24 protein-coding genes are annotated in these 23,083 nt (G+C 73.4%); 10 read left to right on the plus strand and 14 right to left on the minus strand.

The genetic code is table 11. The features are described from left to right. Positions 1 to 54: 54 nt before the first annotated feature. The 3 genes from EDF34_RS11070 to EDF34_RS11080 all read right to left on the minus strand — a co-directional run bounded on the left by EDF34_RS11070 (position 55) and on the right by EDF34_RS11080 (position 3,830). Positions 55 to 1,536 (minus strand): NlpC/P60 family protein, encoded by a 1,482-nt coding sequence (locus EDF34_RS11070; protein WP_233575335.1) that lies wholly within the window; start codon positions 1,534 to 1,536, stop codon positions 55 to 57. Between the two features lie 190 nt (positions 1,537 to 1,726). Further along, positions 1,727 to 2,101: a hypothetical protein gene (locus EDF34_RS11075; protein ID WP_123371558.1), complete on the minus strand. Its 375-nt coding sequence runs from the start codon at positions 2,099 to 2,101 to the stop codon at positions 1,727 to 1,729. A gap of 175 nt (positions 2,102 to 2,276) precedes the next feature. Then, complete coding sequence (locus tag EDF34_RS11080) at positions 2,277 to 3,830, minus strand: Ig-like domain repeat protein (protein ID WP_123371559.1); 1,554 nt, start codon at positions 3,828 to 3,830, stop codon at positions 2,277 to 2,279. Between the two features lie 361 nt (positions 3,831 to 4,191). Between EDF34_RS11080 and EDF34_RS11085 the strand changes: the two genes are divergently transcribed. The 3 genes from EDF34_RS11085 to EDF34_RS11095 all read left to right on the plus strand — a co-directional run bounded on the left by EDF34_RS11085 (position 4,192) and on the right by EDF34_RS11095 (position 7,583). Further along, a complete protein-coding gene (locus EDF34_RS11085) occupies positions 4,192 to 5,511 on the plus strand; it encodes a bifunctional o-acetylhomoserine/o-acetylserine sulfhydrylase (RefSeq protein ID WP_123371560.1) in 1,320 nt (439 codons plus the stop codon). A 147-nt stretch (positions 5,512 to 5,658) separates the two neighbouring features. Continuing rightward, the gene (locus tag EDF34_RS11090) at positions 5,659 to 6,813 is read left to right on the plus strand and encodes a homoserine O-acetyltransferase (RefSeq protein WP_233575378.1); all 1,155 of its coding nucleotides are present in this window, start codon (positions 5,659 to 5,661) and stop codon (positions 6,811 to 6,813) included. Positions 6,814 to 6,851: 38 nt separating this feature from the next. After that, positions 6,852 to 7,583 (plus strand): maleylpyruvate isomerase N-terminal domain-containing protein, encoded by a 732-nt coding sequence (locus tag EDF34_RS11095; protein WP_123371562.1) that lies wholly within the window; start codon positions 6,852 to 6,854, stop codon positions 7,581 to 7,583. Here the strand turns inward: EDF34_RS11095 and EDF34_RS11100 are convergent. Further along, positions 7,580 to 8,269 (minus strand): DUF5995 family protein, encoded by a 690-nt coding sequence (locus EDF34_RS11100; RefSeq protein WP_123371563.1) that lies wholly within the window; start codon positions 8,267 to 8,269, stop codon positions 7,580 to 7,582. The genes EDF34_RS11095 and EDF34_RS11100 overlap by 4 nt on opposite strands. A gap of 62 nt (positions 8,270 to 8,331) precedes the next feature. Here EDF34_RS11100 and EDF34_RS11105 point away from each other — a divergent pair, with 62 nt between their 5' ends. The 3 genes from EDF34_RS11105 to EDF34_RS11115 all read left to right on the plus strand — a co-directional run bounded on the left by EDF34_RS11105 (position 8,332) and on the right by EDF34_RS11115 (position 11,118). Next, entirely contained in the window at positions 8,332 to 9,273 is a 942-nt protein-coding gene (locus EDF34_RS11105; RefSeq protein ID WP_123371564.1) for a zinc-binding dehydrogenase, read from the plus strand. A 16-nt stretch (positions 9,274 to 9,289) separates the two neighbouring features. After that, on the plus strand, positions 9,290 to 10,258 hold the full coding sequence (locus tag EDF34_RS11110; RefSeq protein ID WP_123371565.1) for an alpha/beta hydrolase: 969 nt from the start codon (positions 9,290 to 9,292) through the stop codon (positions 10,256 to 10,258). Between the two features lie 116 nt (positions 10,259 to 10,374). Beyond that, positions 10,375 to 11,118 (plus strand): PadR family transcriptional regulator, encoded by a 744-nt coding sequence (locus EDF34_RS11115; RefSeq protein WP_123371566.1) that lies wholly within the window; start codon positions 10,375 to 10,377, stop codon positions 11,116 to 11,118. Positions 11,119 to 11,583: 465 nt separating this feature from the next. Here the strand turns inward: EDF34_RS11115 and EDF34_RS11120 are convergent, their stop codons facing one another. The 4 genes from EDF34_RS11120 to EDF34_RS11135 form a co-directional block, all read right to left on the minus strand. Further along, positions 11,584 to 12,051 carry an NUDIX domain-containing protein gene (locus tag EDF34_RS11120; protein WP_123371567.1) on the minus strand — a complete coding sequence of 156 codons (468 nt, stop codon included), beginning with the start codon at positions 12,049 to 12,051 and terminating at the stop codon, positions 11,584 to 11,586. Positions 12,052 to 12,055: 4 nt separating this feature from the next. Beyond that, entirely contained in the window at positions 12,056 to 13,099 is a 1,044-nt protein-coding gene (locus EDF34_RS11125) for an NAD(P)-dependent alcohol dehydrogenase (protein WP_123371568.1), read from the minus strand. Between the two features lie 36 nt (positions 13,100 to 13,135). Then, a complete protein-coding gene (locus tag EDF34_RS11130; protein ID WP_123371569.1) occupies positions 13,136 to 14,479 on the minus strand; it encodes a hypothetical protein in 1,344 nt (447 codons plus the stop codon). Positions 14,480 to 14,631: 152 nt separating this feature from the next. Continuing rightward, positions 14,632 to 14,928: an MTH1187 family thiamine-binding protein gene (locus EDF34_RS11135; RefSeq protein WP_123371570.1), complete on the minus strand. Its 297-nt coding sequence runs from the start codon at positions 14,926 to 14,928 to the stop codon at positions 14,632 to 14,634. A gap of 82 nt (positions 14,929 to 15,010) precedes the next feature. On the opposite strand from EDF34_RS11135, the gene EDF34_RS11140 reads away from it, so the two are divergent. The 3 genes from EDF34_RS11140 to EDF34_RS11150 are packed head-to-tail and all read left to right on the plus strand — an operon-like array spanning position 15,011 to position 16,147. Then, positions 15,011 to 15,454 (plus strand): DUF6174 domain-containing protein, encoded by a 444-nt coding sequence (locus EDF34_RS11140; protein ID WP_123371571.1) that lies wholly within the window; start codon positions 15,011 to 15,013, stop codon positions 15,452 to 15,454. A 31-nt stretch (positions 15,455 to 15,485) separates the two neighbouring features. Further along, positions 15,486 to 15,938 carry a pyridoxamine 5-phosphate oxidase gene (locus EDF34_RS11145; protein ID WP_199737844.1) on the plus strand — a complete coding sequence of 151 codons (453 nt, stop codon included), beginning with the start codon at positions 15,486 to 15,488 and terminating at the stop codon, positions 15,936 to 15,938. After that, a complete protein-coding gene (locus EDF34_RS11150; protein ID WP_123371572.1) occupies positions 15,938 to 16,147 on the plus strand; it encodes a hypothetical protein in 210 nt (69 codons plus the stop codon). Before EDF34_RS11145 ends, EDF34_RS11150 begins: the two co-directional genes overlap by 1 nt. Positions 16,148 to 16,234: 87 nt before the next feature. Here the strand turns inward: EDF34_RS11150 and EDF34_RS11155 are convergent, their stop codons facing one another. From EDF34_RS11155 to EDF34_RS11165, 3 genes are all read right to left on the minus strand, one after another. Continuing rightward, the gene (locus EDF34_RS11155) at positions 16,235 to 16,630 is read right to left on the minus strand and encodes a hypothetical protein (RefSeq protein ID WP_148076618.1); all 396 of its coding nucleotides are present in this window, start codon (positions 16,628 to 16,630) and stop codon (positions 16,235 to 16,237) included. Between the two features lie 21 nt (positions 16,631 to 16,651). Next, a complete protein-coding gene (locus EDF34_RS11160; RefSeq protein WP_123371574.1) occupies positions 16,652 to 17,119 on the minus strand; it encodes a hypothetical protein in 468 nt (155 codons plus the stop codon). A gap of 116 nt (positions 17,120 to 17,235) precedes the next feature. Continuing rightward, positions 17,236 to 20,157, minus strand: a complete 2,922-nt coding sequence (locus EDF34_RS11165; RefSeq protein ID WP_233575336.1) for an FAD-binding and (Fe-S)-binding domain-containing protein — start codon at positions 20,155 to 20,157, stop codon at positions 17,236 to 17,238. A 106-nt stretch (positions 20,158 to 20,263) separates the two neighbouring features. Here EDF34_RS11165 and EDF34_RS11170 point away from each other — a divergent pair, with 106 nt between their 5' ends. Continuing rightward, positions 20,264 to 20,857 carry a lipocalin family protein gene (locus EDF34_RS11170; protein WP_123371576.1) on the plus strand — a complete coding sequence of 198 codons (594 nt, stop codon included), beginning with the start codon at positions 20,264 to 20,266 and terminating at the stop codon, positions 20,855 to 20,857. 103 nt (positions 20,858 to 20,960) lie between these two features. Here EDF34_RS11170 and EDF34_RS11175 read toward each other — a convergent pair whose 3' ends face one another. From EDF34_RS11175 to EDF34_RS11185, 3 genes are all read right to left on the minus strand, one after another. Further along, positions 20,961 to 21,374 (minus strand): VOC family protein, encoded by a 414-nt coding sequence (locus tag EDF34_RS11175; RefSeq protein ID WP_123371577.1) that lies wholly within the window; start codon positions 21,372 to 21,374, stop codon positions 20,961 to 20,963. Position 21,375: 1 nt separating this feature from the next. Beyond that, positions 21,376 to 21,807 (minus strand): OsmC family peroxiredoxin, encoded by a 432-nt coding sequence (locus EDF34_RS11180; RefSeq protein WP_123371578.1) that lies wholly within the window; start codon positions 21,805 to 21,807, stop codon positions 21,376 to 21,378. Between the two features lie 80 nt (positions 21,808 to 21,887). Continuing rightward, on the minus strand, positions 21,888 to 23,060 hold the full coding sequence (locus tag EDF34_RS11185) for a D-alanyl-D-alanine carboxypeptidase family protein (protein ID WP_148076619.1): 1,173 nt from the start codon (positions 23,058 to 23,060) through the stop codon (positions 21,888 to 21,890). Positions 23,061 to 23,083 lie beyond the last annotated feature (23 nt).

The following is a 23,083-nucleotide window of genomic DNA, read 5'->3' on the forward strand; positions in this document are numbered from 1 at the left end:
GTCGCACGCCGAAGGCCGCCATCGTCGCGATGGCGGCCTTCGTCGCACCTGAGGTCAGGGGCGGCCGGCGTACGGCATGGTGCCCGACCAGCGCATCGAGGTGATCCGCAGCGGCACTCCCGGGCGCGGCGCCTCCATGATCTGGCCGTTCCCGGCCCACATCGCCACGTGGTAGATCGCGTTCGGGTTGCTCGGGTCCGTGGACCAGAACACGAGGTCGCCGACCCGCAGGTTGTCGTAGCTGATCTTCAGCACCTGCTTGTACTGGTCCCGCGACGTGCGGTTGAGGTAGACGCCGGCGGACTTCCACGACGTCATCGTCAGGCCGGAGCAGTCGTAGCCCTTGGGGCCGGTGCCGCCCCAGATGTAGGGCAGCCCGATCTTGTCCTTGGCCTCCGCCAGCGCGGCGCGGCCCTTCGCCGCGGACCCGCTCGACGTGCCCGTGCCCAGCCCGTAGGCCGGGGTCGGCTTGGGCGTCGGCTTGGGGGTCGGCGTGGGCTTGGGCGTCGGCTTCGTCGTCGGCTTGGGCGGCGACGTCGGCTGGGGGTTCGACGTGGGCCGCGGGCTCGACGTCGGCTTGGGGGTGGTCGGCGGCGTGGTCGCCGTCGGCTGATCCGTGGGCTCGGGGTCCGGGTCGCTCGCCGGCGGGCTCGGCGGGTCGTCGGTCGTCCCCGGGTCGGTCGTGGGCGGCGGGTCGTCGGTGCTGCCGCCGTTGCCCGACGGGTGGTCGTCCTGCTTGTGCGCCTCGCGGGCCTCGTCGTCCGCGCGCTGCCGACGGTCGGCGTCGAGCTGGTCCTGGCGGGCCCGCTCCACCGCGACGCTCGTGCTGCGGGCGTCGGCGAGGTCGCCGATGAGCGCGTCGCGCTCCACGCCGGCGTCGGCGACGGCCTGGTCGGCGTCCTTCTGCGTCTTCTCCGCCGACTTCAGCGACGCGGCGGCGTCCTTCGACTTCTGGGTCGCGGTCGCGGCCGACGCTGCGGCGTGCTCCTGCAGCGTCCCCGCGACGAGGGTCGCGGCACGGAACTCCTGCACGGCCTCGTCCGCCTTGCCGCTGACACGGTCGAGCGCGCTCGTGCGCTGGGCGACGTCCTGGAAGCCGTCGGCGGACAGCAGCGACTCGATCATGTCGACGGAGCCGCCGGAGCGGGCCATCTCCCGGGCGATCGCGACGAGCGTGCGGCGGGCCGCCTCCGCGTCGTCCGCCGCCTTCTTCGCGGCGTCCGCGGCCTCGTCGGCCGAGTCCTTCGCGTCCTGCGCGTCGACGAGCGCCTGCGTGTAGGCCTCGCCGGCCTGCTGCACGCGCAGCTCCGCGGCGTCGCTGCTCACGCTGAGCTCGGCGAGGCGGACCTCCATCGCGGCGACGGACTGCGACGCGTCCTGCACCGCGGCGCGCGCGTCCTGGACGGCCTGGTCCGAGGGCGGCGTCGGGTCGGCACTGGCCAGCGGCGCGCTCCCGACGAGCATCGCGGCGAGCGCGACCGCCGTCACGAGGCCACCCGCGAGCGGGCGGCGGCGCGATCCGTTGCCGTGCGTCACCCGGTTCTCCCTGCGTCGATCGTGCGTCGGTCCTGCTCGGTCCGGCGGTCCGCCGTCGCGGCCGCCCCGAGGGACGCTACCGGCGTCAGTCCCAGAAGTGAACACCAGTCACACGAGTCACATGCGTCACACACAGCAGAACAGGGTCAAAGCGGACAACGCGACCCCTGGATCACCCGTTCGCCGCGCCTCAGCGCGGTCGCGACGGCGCCCCGACCCGGCGGAACGTGACCAGCGACGGGTCGATCCGGGCCGTCGAGGCGAGCACCTCGAACGTCCGGCACGCGTACTCGCACCGCACGCGACGGTCCTGGTCGCCGATCCCCTCGGCGACGGGCACCCCGTCGGCCTGCAGGACCCAGTGCCACCGGTAGCTGTCCGTCAGGCGCAGGACGGCGTTGAGGTCGCCGATCCGCGCGACGAGGTCGGCGACCGCCGTCCGGGCGTGCTCGATGTCGGCGAGCCCGTGCGGCATCCGGGCGATCCCGCGCCCGTTCGGGCTGACGAGCCGCCACCAGAAGAGGTCGTCGTCCGAGAACCGGTAGAGCTGGAACGTTGCCGGCACCGCGTGGGACCCCCTCGTCACGGCCGCCGTGCGCGGCTCCGACGACGAAGTCCACCCTGCTCAGCCGGTGCACAGGCGTCGCCCGGGCGACGGATGGACGAACGTGAGGCGACGATCGGCCGACGAACGCGCCGAGGGGCGGGGCGACCTCGTCGCCCCGCCCCTCGGAGGGTGACTACTTGACCGTCAGGGTCGTCGTCGGCGCGGCGTCCTTCGCCACGAGCGACGAGCCCAGGTAGACGACCTTGATGGCGTGCTTGCCCTTCGCGAGCTTGGGCAGCGTGGCCGTGATCTTGCCGTGGTGGCCGGCCTTGAGCGTCACGGTGACGAGGGTCTTCTTCCCGTCGTAGACGCGGACCTTGCCCGTGGGCGTGACGCCCGGGGCGGTGACCGTGACCTTGACCTTGGCGTGCGCCGACCTGGCGACCTTCGCCGAGACCAGCTTCGCCTTGGTCGTCGCCGTGGCCTTGACGACCTTGACCTTCACGGTGGCCGACGAGGTCGCGAGCGCGGTGGCCCCCGAGTACTTCACCGTCAGGCTGTGGGTGCCGGGCTTGAGCGCCTTGGCCTTGAGGGTCACGGTCGCCTTGCCGGCGGCGAGCGTCGCGGTCCCGACGACCGTCGAGCCCTTGCTGACCGTGACCTTGCCTGCCGGCGTGACGCCGACGGCCGTGACCTTGGCGGACAGCTTGGCCGTGGAGCCGTAGCGCCAGACGCTGGGCGGGGTCGCGGTGGTCTTCGTCGTGCGGACGGAGAGGGCGAGGAAGTGAGACCCGCCGGCCGCGATGGTCGCGTACGTCGTGCCGGGAGCGGACTCGGGGACGTCGAGCGCCCCGTTCGACGAGCTCCCCCAGGTCACGATGCGCCCCTTGTTCGTCAGGGCGGCACCGGTGTAGTACGACGCGGCGACCTCGACGAACGTCGACCCGCTCGGCGGGTTCGGCGGCGTGGCCTGACCCGAGGCGTTGTACCCGAAGCCGGCCACCTTGCCGTCGGAGCGTGACGCGAGCGTGAACGCGTAGCCCGTCGCGATCGCCTTGTACGTGACGCCGCTGGGCAGCGACGGTGCGGCCGTCGCCCCGTAGGAGGCATCACCCCACCCGACGATGCGGCCATCGCTCCGCAGCGCGACCGCGTGGATGTACCCGGCCGAGATCGCGGTGTAGCGCAGGCCCGCGGGCAGCGCGGGGACGGTGGTCTCCCCGTAGCTGTTGTAGCCGACGGCCTCGATCTTGCCGTCGGAGCGCAGCGCCAGGCTGTAGTAGTAGTTCGCCGCGATCGCGGTGTAGCGCACGCCCGCCGGGAGAGCGGGGAACGAGCGCTGCCCCTGGCTGTTGTCGCCGGCGCTGGCGATCTGGCCGTCGGAGCGCAGGTAGAGGTAGTGGTTGTAGCCCGCCGCGACCGCGACGTACTTCTGCGTGCCCGCCAGCGGGGGCGTGACCGGTGCCGACGTCCCGAAGCTGACGACCTGGCCGTCGCTGCGGAGCGCGAGGCTCGCGGAGTTCCCGCCGCTGATCGCGCGGTACGCGACCCCGTCCGGGAGCGCCGGCGCGACCGTGCTGCCGCCGCTGTTGAGCCCCCAGCCGACGACGTCGCCCCCGCTCGAGGCACGGGTGCCTTCCGGGACGGCCTGAGCCGCGGGGACGAGCGCGGTGAACGTGAGTGCTGCGGCCGCGAGCAGGGCGACGCTCGCGCGCCGCAGCCCCGGGCCGGTCCTGATGGTCTGCATGGCGATCCCCTCGTCGAGCGACGCACCGGTGCGTCGCGGTCATGGCCTCAAGGGGACGACGGCCGTCGCGCCTGATACGCCGCAGCCCGGGGCACTCGTCCCACATGTCGGGACGGTCGTTCCACCCACAGGGACGGCCGTCCTACTCTCGGGCCATGACCTGCCGAATGTGTCGCTGACCAAGCGCACCTCGGCTGTGCCCGCGGGCAGGTCGTCGTCCGGGTGGATCCCGACGACGAAGCCCCGCCACGAGCCCCGGCTCGACCCGTGCGCCCCACCGATCCCCCCGCGGGACGTGCTGCTGTGCGCGCGCTCTCGCGGTGACCACCCCACCTGTTGACCCCCGCCAAGGAGCACCGTCATGAGCAACGAGAGCTGGAACTTCGAGACCCGCCAGATCCACGCCGGCCAGGAGCCCGACCCGGCCACCGGCGCCCGCGCCCTGCCGATCTACCAGACGACGTCCTTCGTCTTCCCCGACGCGCAGGTCGCCGCCGACCGCTTCGCGCTCAAGGACCTCGGACCCATCTACACGCGCATCGGCAACCCGACCCAGGAGGTCGTCGAGAACCGCATCGCCTCGCTCGAGGGCGGCGTGGGTGCGCTGCTCGTCTCGTCGGGCCAGGCCGCGGAGACCCTCGCGATCCTCAACATCGCCGAGGCCGGTGACCACATCGTCGCGAGCCCGTCGCTGTACGGCGGCACGTACAACCTCCTGCACTACACGCTGCCCAAGCTCGGCATCCAGACGACGTTCGTCACCGACCCGCACGACGCGCAGGCCTGGCAGGACGCGATCCAGCCGAACACCAAGCTGTTCTTCGCCGAGACCATCCCGAACCCGAAGGCCGACGTGCTCGACATCGAGCTCGTCGCCGGCGTCGCGCACGAGCACGGCGTGCCGCTCATCGTCGACAACACCGTCGCCACGCCCTACCTGATCAACCCGCTGCAGTGGGGCGCGGACGTGGTCGTGCACTCGGCCACCAAGTACCTCGGTGGCCACGGCTCGGCGATCGGCGGCGTGATCGTCGACGGGGGCTCGTTCGACTACGCGCAGCACCCCGAGAGGTTCCCCAACTACAACACCCCCGACCCGTCCTACAACGGGCTCGTGTTCGGGCGGGACCTGGGCGTCGGCGGGCTGTTCGGCATCAACCTTTCGTTCATCCTCAAGGCGCGCGTGCAGCTGCTGCGCGACCTCGGCTCGGCGCTGTCGCCGTTCAACGCGTTCCTCATCGCGCAGGGCATCGAGACGCTGTCGCTGCGCGTCGAGCGGCACGTCGAGAACGCGGCGAAGGTCGCGGCGTGGCTCGAGGCGCGCGACGACGTGCTCGCGGTGCACTACGCCGGGCTGGAGTCCTCGCCGTGGCACGCCAACCAGGTCAAGTACGCGCCGCGCGGTGGCGGTGCGGTGCTGGCGTTCGAGCTCGAGGGCGGGACCGAGGCGGGCCAGGCGTTCGTCTCCGCGCTCGAGCTGCACTCCAACGTGGCCAACATCGGCGACGTGCGCTCGCTCGTCATCCACCCGGCGTCGACGACCCACAGCCAGCTCACGCCCGAGGAGCAGGCGCTGTCCGGCGTCACGCCCGGGCTCGTGCGCCTGTCGGTCGGCATCGAGCACATCGACGACATCCTGGCCGACCTGGATGCGGGCTTCCGCGCCGCCAAGGGCGCCTGACCTCCTCCGGGCGGGGCGGCTGCGGCCGTCCCGCCCACCGGTCGGCCGCCTGGCCGGCACCGTCCCCCACGTAGATTGGTCGCCGTGTCCGACGACTTCCCCGCCTTCGCGCCCTCTCGCGCCCGGGCCAGCACGCGCGCGAGCCGCGTGCCGGTGCCCTCGCGCGCGCCGGTGCCGGCGTCGTCGGCCTGGCGCTCGGGCGACCCCGTCGGCCGGCGCCAGTTCGCCGACCTCGGACCGTTCGCGCTCGAGTCGGGCGGCCGGCTGCCCGCCGTGCGGCTCGCGTACGAGACGTGGGGGACGCTCAACGAGGACGGCTCGAACGCGGTCCTCGTCCTGCACGCGCTGACGGGCGACTCGCACGTGATCGGCGACGCCGACGCGGCGCACCCGACCCCCGGCTGGTGGTCGTCGATGGTCGGCCCCGCCGCCCCGATCGACACCGACGAGTGGTTCGTCGTCGCCCCCAACGTGCTCGGCGGGTGCCAGGGCTCGACCGGCCCCGCCTCGCCCGCGCCGGACGGCCGCCCCTGGGGCAGCCGCTTCCCGATGCTCACGGTCCGCGACCAGGTCGCGGCCGAGGTGCGTCTCGCCGACCTGCTCGGCATCGACGCGTGGGCGCTGGTCATCGGCGCGTCCATGGGCGGGCTGCGCGTGCTGGAGTGGGCCGCGTCCGAGCCTCGTCGGGTCGAGGCGTTCGCCGCGATCGCGACCGCGGCGCAGACGTCGGGCGACCAGATCGCCGGCTTCCACACCCAGCTGGCCGCGATCCAGGCCGACCCCCAGTTCCGCGGCGGCGACTACTACGACGCCGAGGACGGCGACGGCCCCCACGCGGGCCTCGGCCTCGCGCGGCAGATCGCGCACCAGACGTACCGCAGCGCCTACGAGCTCGACCAGCGGTTCGGCCGCATCCCGCAGGGCGGCGAGGACCCGCTCGAGGGCGGCCGGTTCGCCGTCCAGTCCTACCTCGACCACCACGGCGACAAGATCACGCGACGCTTCGACGCCAACACCTACGTGACCCTGACGCGCTCGATGATCACGCACGACCTGGGCCGCGACCGCGGCGGGGTCGACGCCGCGCTCGCGGCGATCACGGCGCGCGGCCTGGTCATCGCGGTCGACTCCGACCGGCTCTTCCCGCCCGCGCAGTCGGAGCGGATCGCCGCGGGCGTGCCCGGCGCCGGCCCGGTGCGCACCGTCCACTCGGACTACGGGCACGACGGCTTCCTCATCGAGGAGGACCAGGTGGGACGGCACGTCTCGGAGTTCCTGCGGGACTCCGTCCGCAGCCGCTGACCCCTTTCACCCCGCGCGGAGCCCGTCCGCCGTGCAGGATGAGTGCCGTGAGCGTCACCATCGCCGAGGCCTCGTCGGCCCTTCATGCCCAGTGGGACCGTCTGCGCACGTGGGTCGGTGCGGTCGTCGACGAGGACGTCGCCGCCGAGCCGTCCGTGCTCGAGGGCTGGACCGTCGCCGAGCTCGTCGCCCACCTGGGCCGGGCGATGGACGCGCTCGCCGTGTGCACGCCGCTGCCCGCCGACACGATCCCGTTCACGCTCGCCGAGTACCTGGGCACCTACGTCGCACGCGCCGCCGACATCGCCGAGACCACCCGCGAGCTGGCCACCCAGATCGCCGACGACCCGCTGCGATGGGTCGACGAGCAGGCCGCGAACGCGTTCCGGCAGCTCGACGCGCTCGGCCCCGCGGACGTCGTCGTCCAGGCGCGCCGCGGCCCGGTCACGCTCTCGACGATGACGGTCTCCCGTGTCATCGAGCTCGTCGTGCACGCCGACGACCTCGCGCGGTCCGTCCACCGCGTCGCCGGGTCAGGCTCGGGTCCCGACCCGATCGACCCCGCCGCGCTGACCCTCGTCGCGGACACGCTGCTCGGCATCGTCGTCGCGCGCGGCGGCTGGGACCTCGAGGTCGCCGACGAGCGGCGCTGGCTGCGGCTGGCCGCGGGCCGGACCCCGTACGACGTCGACGAGCTGGCCCGCGCGCTGCAGGCCCGGTACACCTCCGAGGGCGTCCCGGACCTCGGCCGGATGCTGCCCGTCCTCTAGGCCGCGACCAGCAGCTGGCGACCGACGAGGCCCACCGTCCGCGACAGCGCGTCGCGCGCGGCGTCGGCCACGAACCCCATGTCCCGCACCGCCCACAGCGTGAGCGCGGAGGCCCACGCGGCGTCGCGCGCCTTGTCGATCGAGAAGTTCGAGACGAGGTCGGCCACGGGCGACAGCGGCGCGCCCGCGCGGACGACGTGCTGGTCGAGGAACGACTGGCGGATCGGGCGCACCACCTCGGCCAGGACGTCATTCACCCGCTCGAAGTCCGCGTGGATGCCCGGGCTCGTCGGGTGGGTGCCGCGGGCCTCGCACGTGGCCACGACCGCGAGCGCGAGGTCGTGGTTGATGTGCGCGTTCATCCCCGCGAGCGCGAACTGCACGGGCAGGATCCCCCGCGTGCCGCGGCGCTCGACGAGCGGCGCCCACGCCCGGTTCACGCGCCGGCCCGCGTCCAGGTCGCGCGGGACGTCGAGGAACAGGCCGGCGAACCGCACGTCGAGGTCCTCGACGAAGGCCGGATCGCCGAAGGTGGTGTCGGTGACCCGCAGCGCGACGAGCGCGGTGACCCGCCGGTAGACGTCGAGGAACACGCCGAGGCCGTCGTCGCGCGACCACCCCGCCCGGACCTGATCCATCGTCACGACGACCTGCCCGACTGCCGCCGACCCCACGACCTTCCCCATGGACCCACCATGCCGACTCGGCGGCCCCGCGACCAGGGGCTGGGCCCGTTAGGTTGGGGAGCGTGATCGCTGCCTACGCCGCCAGGTTCGCCGACGATGCCGTCTCGGGTCTGGAGGTGGGCTCGCGTCCGGATCCCGTCGCGCGCGAGGGGTGGAGCGTCGTGGACGTGCGCGCCGCCGCCCTCAACCACCACGACCTGTGGTCGCTGCGCGGCGTCGGCCTGCGCGCCGAGCAGCTGCCGATGGTCCTGGGGACCGATGCCGCCGGGGTCACCGCCGACGGGCGCGAGGTCGTCGTGCACGGTGTGATCGGCGGCGTCGGGACCGACGAGCCGCGCTCGCTGCTGTCCGAGCGGTACGACGGCACCCTCGCCGAGCGGGTCGCGGTCCCCACCTGGAACCTCGTCGACAAGCCGGCCGAGCTCTCGTTCGTCGAGGCCGCGTGCCTGCCCACGGCCTGGCTCACCGCGTACCGGATGCTGTTCACGTCCGGCGGCGCGGCTCCGGGGCACCGCGTGCTGGTCCAGGGTGCGGGCGGCGGGCTGGCCACCGCGGCGATCCTGCTCGGCGCCGCTGCGGGCCTCGAGGTGATCGTCACGTCGCGGTCCCCCGAGCGCCGCGAGCGCGCGCTCGCGCTGGGCGCCGCGGCCGCCGTCGAGTCCGGGGCGCGGGTGCCGCGCGTGGACCTCGTGCTCGAGAGCGTCGGGCAGGCGACGTGGTCGCACTCGGTCCGCTCGGTGAAGCCAGGCGGCACGATCGTCGTCGCGGGCGCCACGAGCGGCGACGCCTCGCCGGCCGAGCTGACCCGCATCTTCTTCACGGAGATCACGATCAAGGGCGCCACGATGGGCTCGCGCGACGACCTGGCGCACCTGCTTGCGTTCCTCGCGCGCACCGGCGTCCGACCCCTCGTCGACTCGACGTACGCCCTGGCCGACGCGCGCGCGGCGCTCGGGAAGCTGGCGAAGGGCGAGCAGTTCGGCAAGATCGTCGTGACGCCCTAGCAAACCCGGAGGAGCCGTGCCGCTGGAGTGGAAGCCGGACGTCCTGGGCGACGGCTACGAGGTAGCGACGCTCGACCTCGCGCCGGACGACGAGGGCGCCGTCGTCGCGAGCCTCGTGCGCTACGTGCCGTCCGCACCCGAGCCCGTGCGGCCCTCGCGCGCCGTCGTCTACATCCACGGCTGGTCCGACTACTTCTTCCAGACGGGCCTCGCCGAGTACTGGCACGCGCGGGGCGCCGCGTTCTACGCGCTGGACCTGCGCAAGTACGGCCGCAGCCTGCGCCCGCACCAGACGCCCGGGTACGTCGACGACCTGTCGGCCTACCGCGAGGACATCGGTGCCGCGCTGTCCGTCGTGCGCGCCGAGGTCGGCCACTACGGGCGGATCATGCTCAACGGCCACTCGACCGGCGGGCTGGTCGCGGTGCTGTGGGCGCACCACTACCCCGGCACCGTCGACGGGCTCGTCCTGAACAGCCCCTGGCTGGAGCTGCAGGGCTCCTCGGTCCTGCGCCACCTGTCCGGCCCTGCCGTCGCCCAGCTCGCGCGCTTCCAGCCCAAGACGCCGCTGCCGAACATCGACCCGGGGTACTACAACCGCACGCTCAGCCTCGACAGCGGCGGCGAGTGGACGTTCGACACCACATGGCGACCCACGCCGTCGTTCCCCGTGCGCGCGGGGTGGCTGCGCGCGGTGATGACGGGGCACGCGCAGGTCGCCCGTGGGCTGAGCATCCAGGTGCCGATCCTCATGCTCGCGTCCGCCCGGTCGCTCATCAGCCCGCGGTGGAGCGAGGAGATGCGCGGTGCGGACATCGTGCTGGAGGTCGACCAGCTCGCGCGGCGGGCCGTCCAGCTCGGCTCGCACGTGACCGTCGTGCGGATCGACGGCGGGCTGCACGACCTGACGCTGTCGGCGCGGCCTGCGCGCGAGCGGTTCTACGCCGAGATCGACCGGTGGACGGCGGCGTACGGCTGGGGCTGAGAGCCTCTTATCTTTCGGGGTTGTCAAAGACGTATCGACCCCGCATCTCGGGGCATCCCGGACCCCCGTAGCGAGGCGCGTATCGAGCGCCCCACACACTTCCGAGGAGACACACCATGAAGCACGACCACTACCCCCACATCCCGGGCGACCGCCGCGAGCGCGGCCCGCGTCGTCCCGACGTCACCGACCCGATCACCGGCCGCCAGGACGGTCGCCGCTGGCGGCCCGAGGGCTCCGGTCCCGGGTTGGGCTTCGGCTTCGGCCCCGGCTTCGGCGGCCCGCGCGGCCCCCATGGCTCGCGCTCCGGCGGGTTCGACGGCATCCAGGAGGACCTCGAGCACGCGTTCGGTCCCCGCGGTCGTGGCCGCGGCCCCGGTCGCGGACCCGGCCGACGAGCTGGGCGCGGCGACATCCGCGCCGCCGTCCTGATCCTGCTCTCCGAGCAGCCCATGCACGGCTACCAGCTGATCCAGGAGATCGCGCAGCGGTCCGACGGTCGCTGGCGCCCCTCGCCGGGCGCCATCTACCCGGCGTTGGCCCTGCTGGAGGACGAGGGCCTCGTCGTCATCACCGCCGACGCCGGCCGCAAGCTCGCCTCCCTCACCGAGGCCGGCACGGCCTACGTCACCGAGAACGCCGCCGAGCTCGGCTCCCCGTTCGAGGACGCGCAGACCCGCCCGGGCCACCCCGGCCGCCCCCTGCGCGAGGCGCTCGAGGCTCTCGGCGCCGCTGCGGGCCAGGTCGGCCGCACCGGCACGGACGAGCAGGCCACGGCGGCCCTGGCGGTCCTCGACCGCGCCCGCCGCGACCTCTACCTCATCCTGGCCGGCGAGCCCTCCACCCCCACGGACTCCTAGTCCCACCGCCGCGGCGCCCACCCCACCAGGGCTGGGCGCCGCAGCCATGTCCACCCTCGACCCCAACCGCCGCCGGTCGACATCCCGGCGACGACCGGTGGCCCACGCACGCTTCCGGGCCGCCAACCACGCGCAACCCACCCCTCGGCAGCGGCCCGGGCGGCGACCAGGTCGTGGCGCACGCTTCCAGCCCGCGAAACGTGCACAACCACCTGGTCGACAGCCCTCGCCCCCGCCGAACCCGAGGTTGCGGGCGGTTGCCGGCCCCCAACTTCGGCCTCGGCCGCCGCAGGTCGACCATCGCGGCGTCGACCGGTGGCCTACGCACGCTTCCGCCCTGGCTTCCGGGCACAACCCACCCCTCGGCAGCGGCCCGCGCGGCGACCTGGCCGCTGCGCACGCTTCCAGCCCGCGAATCGTGCACAACCACCTGCTCGCCGAGCCCGACGCGGCGGCTGGAACCCGTCAGGCCAGGTGGGTGGCGAGGCGGGTGAGGAAGGTGGACTGGCCCGTGACCAGGAGGGGGGCAGCCACCTCCGGGGTCAGCCAGGCGGCGCGGTCGAGCTCGGGGACCTCGAGCTGGCGGCCCGAGCGGGGTGGCCACTCGACGACCGCGACGTTGCTGACGATGGTCGCCACGTCGAGCGAGCCCCGGCGGGCCCAGCAGCGCACGATCTTTCCGCTGCGCTGCCGGATCTCGCCGAGGTCGATGTCCGGCTCGGACGACGAGGGAGCGGCGACGCCAATCTCCTCGGCGAACTCGCGCAGGGCCGCGGCGTGAGCATCCTCGTCGGGCTCGATCTCGCCCTTGGGGATCGTCCACGCGCCGGCCTCCTTGCGCGCCCAGAAGGGTCCGCCCATGTGCCCGACGAGCACCTCGATGCCCTCCTCCGCGGGACGGTAGAGCAGCAGTGCGGCCGACGTGCGGGGCACGGCGTCAGATCGTCGCGGTGTCGATCACGAAGCGGTAGCGCACCTTGCTGGCCACGACGCGCTCGTAGGCGTCGCCCACCTCGTCGGCCGAGATCGTCTCGATGACGGAGCCGATGCCGTGCTCGGCGCAGAAGTCGAGCATCTCCTGGGTCTCCGCGATGCCGCCGATGTTCGAGCCCGCCAGCGACCGGCGCGCACCGGTGAGCGAGAACACCCGGAAGTCCTGCGGCTTCTCGGGCAGCCCGACGAAGACGAACGAGCCATCCAGTCGCAGCAGGCCCAGGTACGCGTCGAGGTCCAGGTCGGCCGAGACGGTCGAGATGATGAGGTCGAACGAGCGGCGCAGCTCCCGGAACGTGGCCCTCTCGCTCGTCGCGAAGTAGTGGTCCGCGCCCAGCCGGAGGCCGTCCTCCTGCTTGGACAGCGACTGGCTCAGCACCGTGACCTCGGCGCCCATCGCGTGCGCGATCTGCACGGCCATGTGCCCCAGCCCGCCCATGCCGACGACGGCCACGCGCGACCCCGGCCCGACCTCGTGGTGGCGCAGCGGCGAGTAGGTGGTGATGCCGGCGCACAGCAGCGGCGCGGCCACGTCGAGCTCGAGCGCGTCGGGGATGCGCAGCGTGTAGGCCTCGTCGACGACGATCTGCGTGCTGTACCCGCCGAACGTGTGCTCGCCGTCGTAGAACTTGCCGTTGTAGGTGGCCACCATGCCGCGCAGGCAGAACTGCTCCTCGCCGGCGAGGCAGTTCTCGCACTCCCGGCAGGAGTCGACGAAGCAGCCGACGCCCACCCGGTCGCCCACCGAGTAGCGCGTGACGGAGGAGCCGACCTCGCTCACCACGCCCGCGATCTCGTGCCCGGGGACCATGGGGAAGATCCCGGCGCCCCACTCCGCGCGCGCCTGGTGGATGTCCGAGTGGCAGATGCCCGCGTACGCGATGTCGATCCGGACGTCGTGCTCGCGCACGTCGCGGCGCTCGATCGTCGTGCGCTCGAACGGCGCGCCGGCGGTGGGGACGGACAGGGCAGGGACGACGACGGGCACAGCAGACCTCCGGACGATGACGGGAAGGCGCCGGGCTCAGCTCGTGGTGAAGCCCGTCGCCTCACCCAGTGTCGGGCCGCCGTCGCCGATGCGCCACGCGCGCCAGCCGTCGACGCCGCTGTCCGACCCGATCGCCGCCGACGCCGCGTGGCTCGGGTCGGCAAAGACCTGGCCGGCCGTCAGCTGGATGAGGCCGTCGTTGCGGAGCATCGCCACGACGCGCTGGTTGCGGCGCTCGCGGTACCAGACGAGCGTCGTCATCGCCCGTCGCTGCTTCGCCAGCGTGGCCAGCTGCGGGTGCGGGACGTCGACGAGGCCTGCGGGCGAGTTCGGCGGGAGGGCCGGCTTGGGCGCGCGGTTGACCGGTGCGGGCTCGACGAGCTCGTGCACCGGCGGTGCCGGCGCGGTGGGCGCGGGGTTGGTCGTCGCCGCGGCCGTGGGGGCCGAGTTCATCGGCCCGGACGGCGTGGGCCGGGAGGGCGTGGGCTCGGGCGCGCCGGTGACGACCGGCTGGTCGACCGGCTGGGGGTCCGGCGCGGACGCGGCGGCGGGGGCCGCCGCCGCCACGACGGCCGTCGGCTGCGTGCTCGTCGTCCGGGGCGTCATCACGGTCGGGGCTGCGGGGCGCGGCATCGGGGGCGCGGACGGGACAGCCCGCAGCTCACCGGAGGACACCGGGTCGGCCCACGGCCGGCTCGGGTTGGGCGGGAGCGCACGACGCTCGGGCTCGTAGGCCATCGCGGACGCGAAGGTCGACTCGCTCGCACGGACGAGGCGCAGGGCGGTCGGCTCGACGGCGCGACGGCTCCCCTCGTGCTGCGCGAGCGGGGACACGTCGATGAGCCGACGGTCGTCACCGCCGCGCACCACCCCGACCTGCAGGATGTCGACGTGGCGGCCCGGGCCGCGCAGGAAGCCGAGCGTGTCCGACGCCTCGGCGGCGACCTCGGAGCACAGCAGGATGAGCCGCACGCCCTCGCGACGGCTGGTCTGGGCGCCGAAGGCGACCTGCTCGCGGAAGGCGGCGAACTCGACCCCGAACCGGCTCGGGTCCGCGTGGTAGGCCCGGGTGAGGTCCGTCGTGGTCATCCGGGCGGCGGAGCCCGCGTGCCGCAGCGCGCTCACCACGGCGTCGTCGTCGACGACCTGCACGATCTCGACGACGACGGGCCGACCCGTCGCGTCGAGCGCGAGCAGTGCCGGCAGGGACGCGTGCTCCGGCGCGCCGGTCCGCGAGCGCACGGGGAACAGGGGCTCCCCGGCGATCGCCGTGAGGTGGTGGGTGAGCAGGGACTCGCACTCCTGCGTGAACGACCCGGCCAGCGGCTGCATCGGCTGGACGAGGCGCGGACGGCCCTCGTCGAGCTCGAAGATCGGCATGCAGTCCTGGCCTTCCTGCGCGGGTGCTCGCGCGCCTCGGTCGCCCGTCAGCTCGTCGTCGCGAACCCGGCGAAGCACACTCTGGCACAGCGCGCCACCGGAGTCAGCCCGCCGGATGGGTACCGGCGGGACGAGATCCGTCACACCTCGGGTCAGGCGTCGGCGAGACCCTCCTCGACGCGCGCTACCTTCGCGTCCAGCTGCCCCGTGTAGCCAGGCCGGATGTCCGCCTTGAGCACGAGGCTCACGCGGTTCCCGTGCCGGCTCACGGCTTCGGTCGCGCGCTTGACCACGTCCATCACCTCGTCCCACTCGCCCTCGATCGTGGTGAACATCGAGTCGGTGCGGTGCGGGAGCCCGGACTCGCGGACCACGCGCACGGCGTCGACGACGGCCTCGGTGACGGGCTCACCCGCACCGAGCGGGGCGACGGAGAAGGCGACGAGCATGCCTCCACCCTGACCCGTCGCGGGCGCCGATGTCCACCCGATCGGGTGTCAACCTGCGCGGGCCGCCGCGCGTCTACCTGACATGGGGAAGATCCTGCGTGTGCTCGGCCTCGGCGTCGTCCTGGTCGGCGGCTGCTCGTCCGGCGGCGGGTCGACGAGCCCGCCCGGCCCGGCCGTGTCGACGACGACCGCCCAGCCCGACTGGTCCACGGCGTCCTACCGCTACACGATCGAGTCGAGCTGCGGGGAGCGGGCGTTCCTGGGGACCTTCCACGTCACGGTCACGAACGGCCGGATCACCACAGTCGTCCCCGTCGACGACCGCGCGGCCCATGTCGTCGACGGGGACCTCCCGACGATCGCCGACCTCCTGCAGCGCGCCCAGGCCGACGGCCTCGCCGCACCGAGCGAGTTCCACGTGGACCGCGACACCGGCGTCCCGACGACCATCCGCTTCGAGGGTGACCCGAACGCCATCGACGACGAGGAGTGCTACCGCATCAGCGGCTACGCCCCGGTGGGGTGACCGTGTCGGTAGCACCCGGTAGAAAAGTCGCATGAGCGAGCGCACCCGATGGGCCGACGTCGTCCGCGAGGCACCCGAGCTGGCCGCCAAGGCCGCGACCCTGTTCGACTCCGGGACCAACAAGACCCTCGCGAGCCTGCGGGCCGACGGCTCGCCGCGCATCAGCGGCACGGAGCTCGTGATCGCCGAGGACCTGACGCTCGGGATGATGCCCCACTCCCGCAAGCTCGCCGACGTGCTGCGCGACCCCCGCGTCGCCATCCACTCCCCCACCCTCGAGCCGCCCAAGGAGTGGAACCTGTGGGCGGGTGAGGCCAAGGTCGCGGGCCGGCTCGTCCCGATCGATCAGCCGGAGGGCGGGCTGCCCGGGTCGTACTTCGCACTCGACCTCACCGAGCTGGTGGTCACCTCGATGGCGAACGACGAGCTCGTCATCGAGTGGTGGCGCCCTGGCCACGAGGTGCAGCGGGTGTCGAGGACCTGATGGCCGACGAACCCACCGAGCTCCCGCGCGCGCTGGGCCAGCCGGCGACGCGCGCGCTCGCGGCACAGGGCGTCACCCGGTTCGACCAGCTCACGAGCCGCACCGCCGCCGAGCTGCTCGCGCTGCACGGCGTCGGGCCCCAGGCGATCCGGGTCCTGGAGGCCGAGCTCCAGGCGCGCGGCCTGGGCTTCGCGGACCCGCGGGACTGAGCGGCCGTGTCACCGGCGCGACTGGATCGCATTCGTGTTGGATCCCGGCATCCGTGCGGCCAGCACGCCGCCAGGTCCGGGCCCAGTTCAAGGGTGGGACGGCTCGATCTCCTCACTCTCCTCGTCGAACCTTCCGCGCGCGGTCATGACCTCGAGTGCGTCGCGTGCGACGGGTGCGACGCGCTTCGGCCATCCCGTCGCAGCGACCTCCCGGTCGGTCCTCAGATCTGCCGTTGCCTCGAGTGCCGCAAGCATCTGCTCGAGGACCAGCTCGATTCTGGCGACCTCGGCGCCGGTGTAGGTCGAGAGCGCTCGCCACTGGTGTGGCGAGCTGTCGTCGATGTAGTCGAAGAAGTAGTTGAAGTACTCCTTCTCGCCTACGGCGTGGAGGCCGGCATCACCGTCGGCGAGGACCTCGAGGACCTCGATCACTCTGTTGCGCACGCGCTGATCAACCAGGCGTTGGGAAGCTACGACCGTCACTCGACGATCATGGCGCCGAGGTCAGTCTCGGCTGGCACGAATCACGCTCATCCTGAGAGCGATGGTGGCAGCAAGAGTCGTGACCAGCCCGATGCCGAGGAGTCCCTCCAGAGGGGTGGGATCGCGGTGCATGGTGTGCGGCTCGGACAACGAGTCGATCATCTGCCACCACTGGACGACTGCCAGCGCGTACCAGGTCGTGAAGGCTGCGACACCACAGAGTGCGCCTCCGACCGGGGTCCAGCGCGCCACCCGGTGGGACTGCACGGCGAGCGCCCCATGCGCTGCGAACCCGACAGCCAGTGCAATGCCGGACAGCCCCAGAAGGAGCGCCTCGAGCGGTGCCGCACCCCGAAACTGCTCGCCGACCATCAGTCGCTCGAACACGATGTATGCCTGCACGCGGACCACGACGTAGCCGACCATCAGCACCGCGGCGCACGCGTAGGCGACACCGGGCGCCGCGCGTGGGACCCCCCGCAAGTTCATTCCCGCACCGTAAGCGCGCCATGGCGTTTAATCGCGGGCGGCTTCGCACCCGCGCATCATCCCCATGCAATCTCCATCGGCCAGCTGCGCGCAGCGCAGTGGCACCGGACGGACCGTCAGTCCGCGGTGATCCGGCTCGCCAGCAGCTCGGCGAGGTGGATGCCCTCGGCCCCGGCCAGCTGCTCGCCCTGCGTCCGGCACGAGAAGCCGTCGGCCAGGTAGACGTCCCCGGGCTCGGCGTCGCGCAGCGCAGGGAGCAGCGCGTTCTCCGCGACGGCGACCGACACGTCGTAGTGCCCCTTCTCCATCCCGAAGTTGCCGGCCAGGCCGCAGCAGCCCGCGAGCGCGGAGAAGTTCGCGCCCGCGTCGGTCAGCAGCTCGCGGTCCGCGTTCCAGGTCATCACCGAGTAGTGGTGGCAGTGCGGCTGCACGACGGCCGTCACGTCGGACAGGTCCGGCACCTGCCAGCGGTCGCCGGGGCCGACGGGCGCGGGTGCGGTCAGCAGCTCGGCGAGCGTGCGGGTCTCGCGTGCGACAGCCGCGGCACGCGGGTCGTCGGGCAGCAGGTCGAGCAGGTCCGAGCGCAGCACCGCGGTGCAGGACGGCTCGAGCCCGACGATGGGGATGCCGTTGACCGCGAACGGCCCGAGCACCTCGAGCAGGTGGGTCAGCTGGGCGCGGGCGCCGTCGAGCTGGCCGGTGCTGATCCAGGTCAGGCCGCAGCAGGCCTGGTGGTCGGGGACGAGCACCTCGTAGCCGGCGTCGCGCAGCACCGTGACCGCCGCGCGCGCGACCGACGGCGAGAGCGCGTCGGAGAACGAGTCGGTCCACAGCAGCACGGGTGGCCGGGGCGCCTGAGGCTCGTCGACGCCGGTCCGCGGGGCGGACGCGTGGTCCGCGGCCCGCCCGGTCACCGTCACCTGGTCCGCGCCGGACCGGCGGACCCACGCGCGGAACGGCTCGGGCGCGAAGGTCACCATGGACCGGCGCGTGTCCATCCCGCCGCCGGCCAGCACGGCCTTCGCGATCGGGCGGACCCGAAGCACGGCGTTCGCGATGGTCGCCAGCGCGCGCGACGAGGTCACGAGCCGAGCCCAGCGCGGCAGCCAGCCCAGCGCGTAGTGCGACATGGGCCGCAGGCGGCGCCGGTAGGTCTGGTGCAGCACCTCGGACTTGTACTGCGCCATGTCCACGCCGGCCGGGCAGTCCGACGAGCACGCCTTGCACGAGAGGCACAGGTCGAGGGCCTCGTGCACCTCGGGCGAGGACCAGCCGCGCGAGACGAGCGACCCGTTGGCCATCTCCTGCAGCACGCGGGCGCGCCCGCGCGTCGAGTCCTTCTCGTCCTTCGTCGCCAGGTACGACGGGCACATGAACCCGCCGGCGGCCGTGTTGTCCGCGCGGCACTTGCCGACGCCGACGCACCGGTGCACCGCGGTGGTCAGGTCGCCGGCGTCGTGCGAGAACGAGAAGCCGGTGGTCGCCAGCAGCGGGCGGGCGTGCGGGCGGCGAAGGTCGGCGTCCAGCGCGGCCGGGCGGACCAGGATCCCGGGGTTGAGCAGGTCGCGCGGGTCGAGCAGCGCCTTGAACTGGCCGAACAGGGAGATCGCGCGCTCCGAGTACATGACCGGCAGCAGCTCGGAGCGGGCGCGGCCGTCGCCGTGCTCGCCGGACATCGAGCCGCCGTGCGACGCGACCAGGTGGGCGGCGTCCGTCATGAACGCCCGCAGCGGGTCGCCCGAGCGCTCGAGCGGGATGTCGAGCCGCAGGTGCACGCACCCGTCGCCGAAGTGGCCGTACGCCAGGCCGTCGACCTGGTGGGAGGCCATGAGCGCCTCGAGCTCGCGCAGGTAGGCGCCGAGGCGCTCGGGCGGCACGGCCGAGTCCTCGAAGCCTGGCCAGGCCTGGGCGCCCGACGGGGTCCGGCCGCCGAGCCCGGCGCCGTCCTCGCGGATGCGCCACATGGCGGTCGCCGACGGTCCGGGCGGGAAGACGGCCACGGCCTGCGTCCCGGCGGACGCGACGAGCGCACGCGCGGCGTCCATCGCCTCGTCCAACGATGCCCCGCCCACCTCGACCATGAGCCAGCCGGCGCCCGGCGGCAGGTCCGGGACGGCCGACGCCCCGCGCACACGGCGCACCACGTCGACGAGCCGCGAGTCCATCCCCTCGATCGCGAGCGGCGCGTGCGCGAGCAGCGCGGGGACCGCGTCGGCGGCCGAGGGCATGTCCGGGTAGCCGAGCACGACGAGCACCGGCGCGGCGGCCACAGGGACCAGTCGGACGGTCGCCTCGAGCAGGGTGCCGACGGTGCCCTCGGTCCCCACCAGCGCCTTGGCGAGATCGGCGCCGCGCTCGGGCAGCAGGTGCTCGAGCGAGTAGCCGGACACCTGCCGGCCGAACCGGCCGAGCTCGGTGCGGATGACGTCGAGGTTGCCGCGGACCAGCTCGGCCAGGCCCGGTACGGGATCGAGCGAGCCCGCGCCCGCGGTGAAGCGGCGGCCCGTGCCATCGACGACGTCGAGCGCGAGCACGTTGTCCGCGGTCCGCCCGTAGGCCACGGCGCGCGGCCCACAGGCGTTGTTGCCGATCATCCCGCCGAGCGTGGCCCGGGCCTGCGTGGACGGGTCGGGGCCGAACCGCAGCCCGTGCGGGGCGGCCGCCTTCTGCAGCGACGCCATCACGACCCCGGGCTCGACCCGGGCGGTCTGGCCCTCGGGGTCGATCGACAGGATCCGGTTCACGTGCCGCGAGAAGTCGAGGACGACGCCGGTCCCCACCGCGTTGCCGGCCACGGACGTGCCGCCACCGCGCGAGGTGATGGGCACGCCCGCGTCCCGCGCCACGGCCAGCGCGGCCTGCACGTCGTCGGGGTCCTGCGGGAACACCACGACCTGCGGGACCACGCGGTAGTTCGACGCGTCGGTCGAGTACTCCGCGCGCCGGCGCGTCGAGTCGTCGACCGCACCGCGCACGGACGAGCGCAGCGCGGCCACGACGTCGGTCCGGGTTCGCAGGTCGTCGGTCACGGCAGCCACCCGCGCATCTTCGCACCGCATCCAGGTGCATCCGTGGCGGCGTCCGGAGCGGAAGACGACGTGAGGGCGCACACCCGGTGCTCGCCCCTGACCCACGGAGGTCCTCGTGACCCGTCGTCTGCTCGCCAGAGCCGCAGCCATCGCCGCCGTCGCCGTGCTCGGCGTCTCGCTCGCCGCCCCAGCCAACGCCGCCGAGGCGCCCCCGCGGCCCGTCGCGTCCGTGGACGTCGCGAAGTACGTCGGGTCCTGGTACCAGGTGGCGGCCGTGCCGGCGATCTACGAGCTGCAGTGCGCGAAGAACGTCACCGCGACGTACGGGCTCAACGCCGACGGCACGATCTCCGTGACGAACACGTGCAAGACGTGGTTCGGCGGCACCAGCACGGTCAAGGGCAACGCCCGGTCGGAGAACGCCCCGGCGAACAGCTCGCTGACCGTCTCCTTCCTCAAGCTCGGGGGCAGCTGGCTGTACTTCGGCGGCCCCAACTACCAGGTGCTCGGCCTCGGCGCGCAGTACGACTGGGCCGTGGTCGGCGACCCGAGCCGTGCCAGCGGCTTCGTCCTGAGCCGGACCCCGGCTCTGACGGCGACGCAGCTCGCCGACGTCCGCGCCACGCTGGCCGCGAACGGCTACGACGCCTGCGACCTCAAGCTCACCAAGCAGGACGGCGGCAGCTCGAGCCGCGCCCCCCTCTGCTGATCGCACGGTGAACGACGCGGACGGGCGGTTCCGCAGTGACCCGCCCGTCCGCGTCGTCGCACATCATGCCGAGGCCCGCTGTGCGAGCCCGACGCGACAGGCGTCACGACGAGGTGATGTTCACCAACCAGCTCACGCCGAACTTGTCGACGAGCATCCCGAACGTGTCACCCCACGGGGCGACCCCGAGCGGCATCGTGATCGTCGCGCCGTCCGCGAGCCCGTCCCAGAAGCCGGTCAGCTCGGCCTGGTCGGCCGGTCCGCCGCTGAGCGACACCGAGTGCGAGCTGCCCGGGGTGTAGCCCATGGAGTTCGGGGTGTCCGACGCCATGAGGACGAGGCCACCGGGCGCCGTGAGCTGCCCGTGCATGACCTTGTCCGCCTCGGCCGGGTCCTCGCTCGCGTGGAACTCGCCGAACGTGCTGATGGCGAGCTCGCCGCCGAACACGCCCTCGTAGAACTCGAGCGCGGCCCGGGCCTCGTCCCTGAACCCGAGGTACGGGTTGAGGATCGTCATCTCACGACACCTCCAGGGTGATCTCCGTCCCGGTGAGCGCCTTGCTGACCGGGCAGGTGGCCTTGGCGTTCTCGGCCGCCGCCTTGAAGCCGTCGGCGTCGAGGCCCTCGACCTCGCCGCTGACCTTGAGCGCGATCCCGGAGATGCGGAAGCCGCCCGCGGGGTCCGGGCGCAGCGTCACGTCGGCGGTGACGTCGAGCGAGACGGGTGTGCCGCCGGCCTCCGCGAGGACGGCGGACAGCTGCATGGCGTAGCAGGACGAGTGCGCGGCGGCGATGAGCTCCTCGGGGCTCGTCACGCCGCCGGCCTCGTCGGCCGCGCGCTTGGGGAACGAGACGTCGAACGTGGCCACACCCGAGCTCGTGAGCGCGGTCAGGCCGGATCCGTCGGCGAGGGTGCCCTTCCAGGCGGTGTGTGCAGAACGCGTGGGCATGCCGGCTCCTCCATACGGGTGCGGCGGTCGATCGACCGCCCGGACCCACGCTAGGAGCACCCGCCCACACGCGCGAGGGCTCAGCCCGCGTACTCCCAGTGCCACGCCTCGGGCTTGCTGCTGCCCGGCTCGGCCCAGGAGGGGTGCACCCAGCCGTACTCGGCGGCGTGGTCGACCATCCACTGGTGCTGCACGCTGCCGAACGTCTGGATGCCGCCGCCCAGGTCGAGCGCGATGCCGGTGCCGTGGTTGGACGTGCCCGGCGTCGCGCACAGGTAGCCCTTGTGGATGCGGCACGCGACCTGGCCCGCGTAGGAGCGGTAGGAGTCGGTGACCGACAGGTCCGTGCCGAACGCCTTGCGGTACGCGGTGTCGAGCTTCTCGATGTCCTCGGCGGCGTCGCAGCGCAGCTCCGCGCTGGGGGCGAAGGCCAGGTTGCACAGCGCGCTCGCCGGGATCTGGCCGTTGGCGTAGCCGAGCAACGACTTCTTCCACGCCGCACGCTGGGCGGCGGCCTTCGCGGCGGCCGCCTTCTTCTCGGCGGCCTCGGCCGCCTCCTGCGCCGAGTCCTCCACGGCGGTGCTGAGCGTGACGATCGTCGCGACCGCCTTGCGCAGCTCGGCGGTGGTCGCGTCCTCGGGCCCGTTGGCCTCCGGGACGACGATGTCGTCGAGGCCGTCGATCGTCGCGGCATCCGCGCCCTCGTCGACCGACTCGGTGGCGGGCATGTCCGGGGTCTCGGCCGCGGACGTGAGCGGGCCGTCGACGGCCGGCGCGCTGGGAGCCGCGCTCGGGCTCGTCGCGAGCCCGTCGTCGGTCGGCGTCGGCTCGGTCTGCGGGGTGGTGCCGTCCACCTCGTCGGCCGACGAGGCCACGGGGGTCGGCGCCTTGATCGTCTTGGCCTCCTCGACGAGGTCCTCGAGCTTGTCCGTCGCCTTCGCGAGCTTGCTCAGGTCGTCGTCGTCGACGTCCGTGGCCTTGCCGACCGACTGCGCGGTGTGCGCGACGGTCACGGCGTCCGCGGCGACGTCCACGACGGCGGTCCGCGCCTCGGCGACCTTGACCGCGACCGGGTCGGCCGTCTGCTGGGCGGCGGTGACGGCGCTCGTGCCCGAGCCGGCGGCCACGGGATCGGTGCTCGTCATCTTCGCGGCGGCGGCCGTCGCGGTGAGCCCGCCCGCGAGCACGGCGACGAGTGCGCCCTTGGTCAGGCGCACTGCAAGCCGCTCGGCGGGCCGGGTTCCGTCACTCATCCGTGACACCGTAGGCGAGCCGG

Source organism: Cellulomonas sp. PhB150 (genome assembly GCF_003755175.1).
Lineage (GTDB): Bacteria > Actinomycetota > Actinomycetes > Actinomycetales > Cellulomonadaceae > Cellulomonas.

What these genes read in the sequence shown, in the direction of transcription:
- EDF34_RS11080 (WP_123371559.1), bottom strand. Translation starts at nt 3,830, where the DNA reads ATGCAGACCATCAGGACCGGCCCGGGGCTGCGGCGCGCGAGCGTCGCC.
- EDF34_RS11085 (WP_123371560.1), top strand. Translation starts at nt 4,192, where the DNA reads ATGAGCAACGAGAGCTGGAACTTCGAGACCCGCCAGATCCACGCCGGC.
- EDF34_RS11095 (WP_123371562.1), top strand. Translation starts at nt 6,852, where the DNA reads ATGAGTGCCGTGAGCGTCACCATCGCCGAGGCCTCGTCGGCCCTTCAT.
- EDF34_RS11100 (WP_123371563.1), bottom strand. Translation starts at nt 8,269, where the DNA reads ATGGGGAAGGTCGTGGGGTCGGCGGCAGTCGGGCAGGTCGTCGTGACG.
- EDF34_RS11115 (WP_123371566.1), top strand. Translation starts at nt 10,375, where the DNA reads ATGAAGCACGACCACTACCCCCACATCCCGGGCGACCGCCGCGAGCGC.
- EDF34_RS11130 (WP_123371569.1), bottom strand. Translation starts at nt 14,479, where the DNA reads ATGCCGATCTTCGAGCTCGACGAGGGCCGTCCGCGCCTCGTCCAGCCG.
- EDF34_RS11135 (WP_123371570.1), bottom strand. Translation starts at nt 14,928, where the DNA reads ATGCTCGTCGCCTTCTCCGTCGCCCCGCTCGGTGCGGGTGAGCCCGTC.
- EDF34_RS11140 (WP_123371571.1), top strand. Translation starts at nt 15,011, where the DNA reads ATGGGGAAGATCCTGCGTGTGCTCGGCCTCGGCGTCGTCCTGGTCGGC.
- EDF34_RS11145 (WP_199737844.1), top strand. Translation starts at nt 15,486, where the DNA reads ATGAGCGAGCGCACCCGATGGGCCGACGTCGTCCGCGAGGCACCCGAG.
- EDF34_RS11150 (WP_123371572.1), top strand. Translation starts at nt 15,938, where the DNA reads ATGGCCGACGAACCCACCGAGCTCCCGCGCGCGCTGGGCCAGCCGGCG.
- EDF34_RS11160 (WP_123371574.1), bottom strand. Translation starts at nt 17,119, where the DNA reads ATGAACTTGCGGGGGGTCCCACGCGCGGCGCCCGGTGTCGCCTACGCG.
- EDF34_RS11175 (WP_123371577.1), bottom strand. Translation starts at nt 21,374, where the DNA reads ATGACGATCCTCAACCCGTACCTCGGGTTCAGGGACGAGGCCCGGGCC.
- EDF34_RS11180 (WP_123371578.1), bottom strand. Translation starts at nt 21,807, where the DNA reads ATGCCCACGCGTTCTGCACACACCGCCTGGAAGGGCACCCTCGCCGAC.
- EDF34_RS11185 (WP_148076619.1), bottom strand. Translation starts at nt 23,060, where the DNA reads ATGAGTGACGGAACCCGGCCCGCCGAGCGGCTTGCAGTGCGCCTGACC.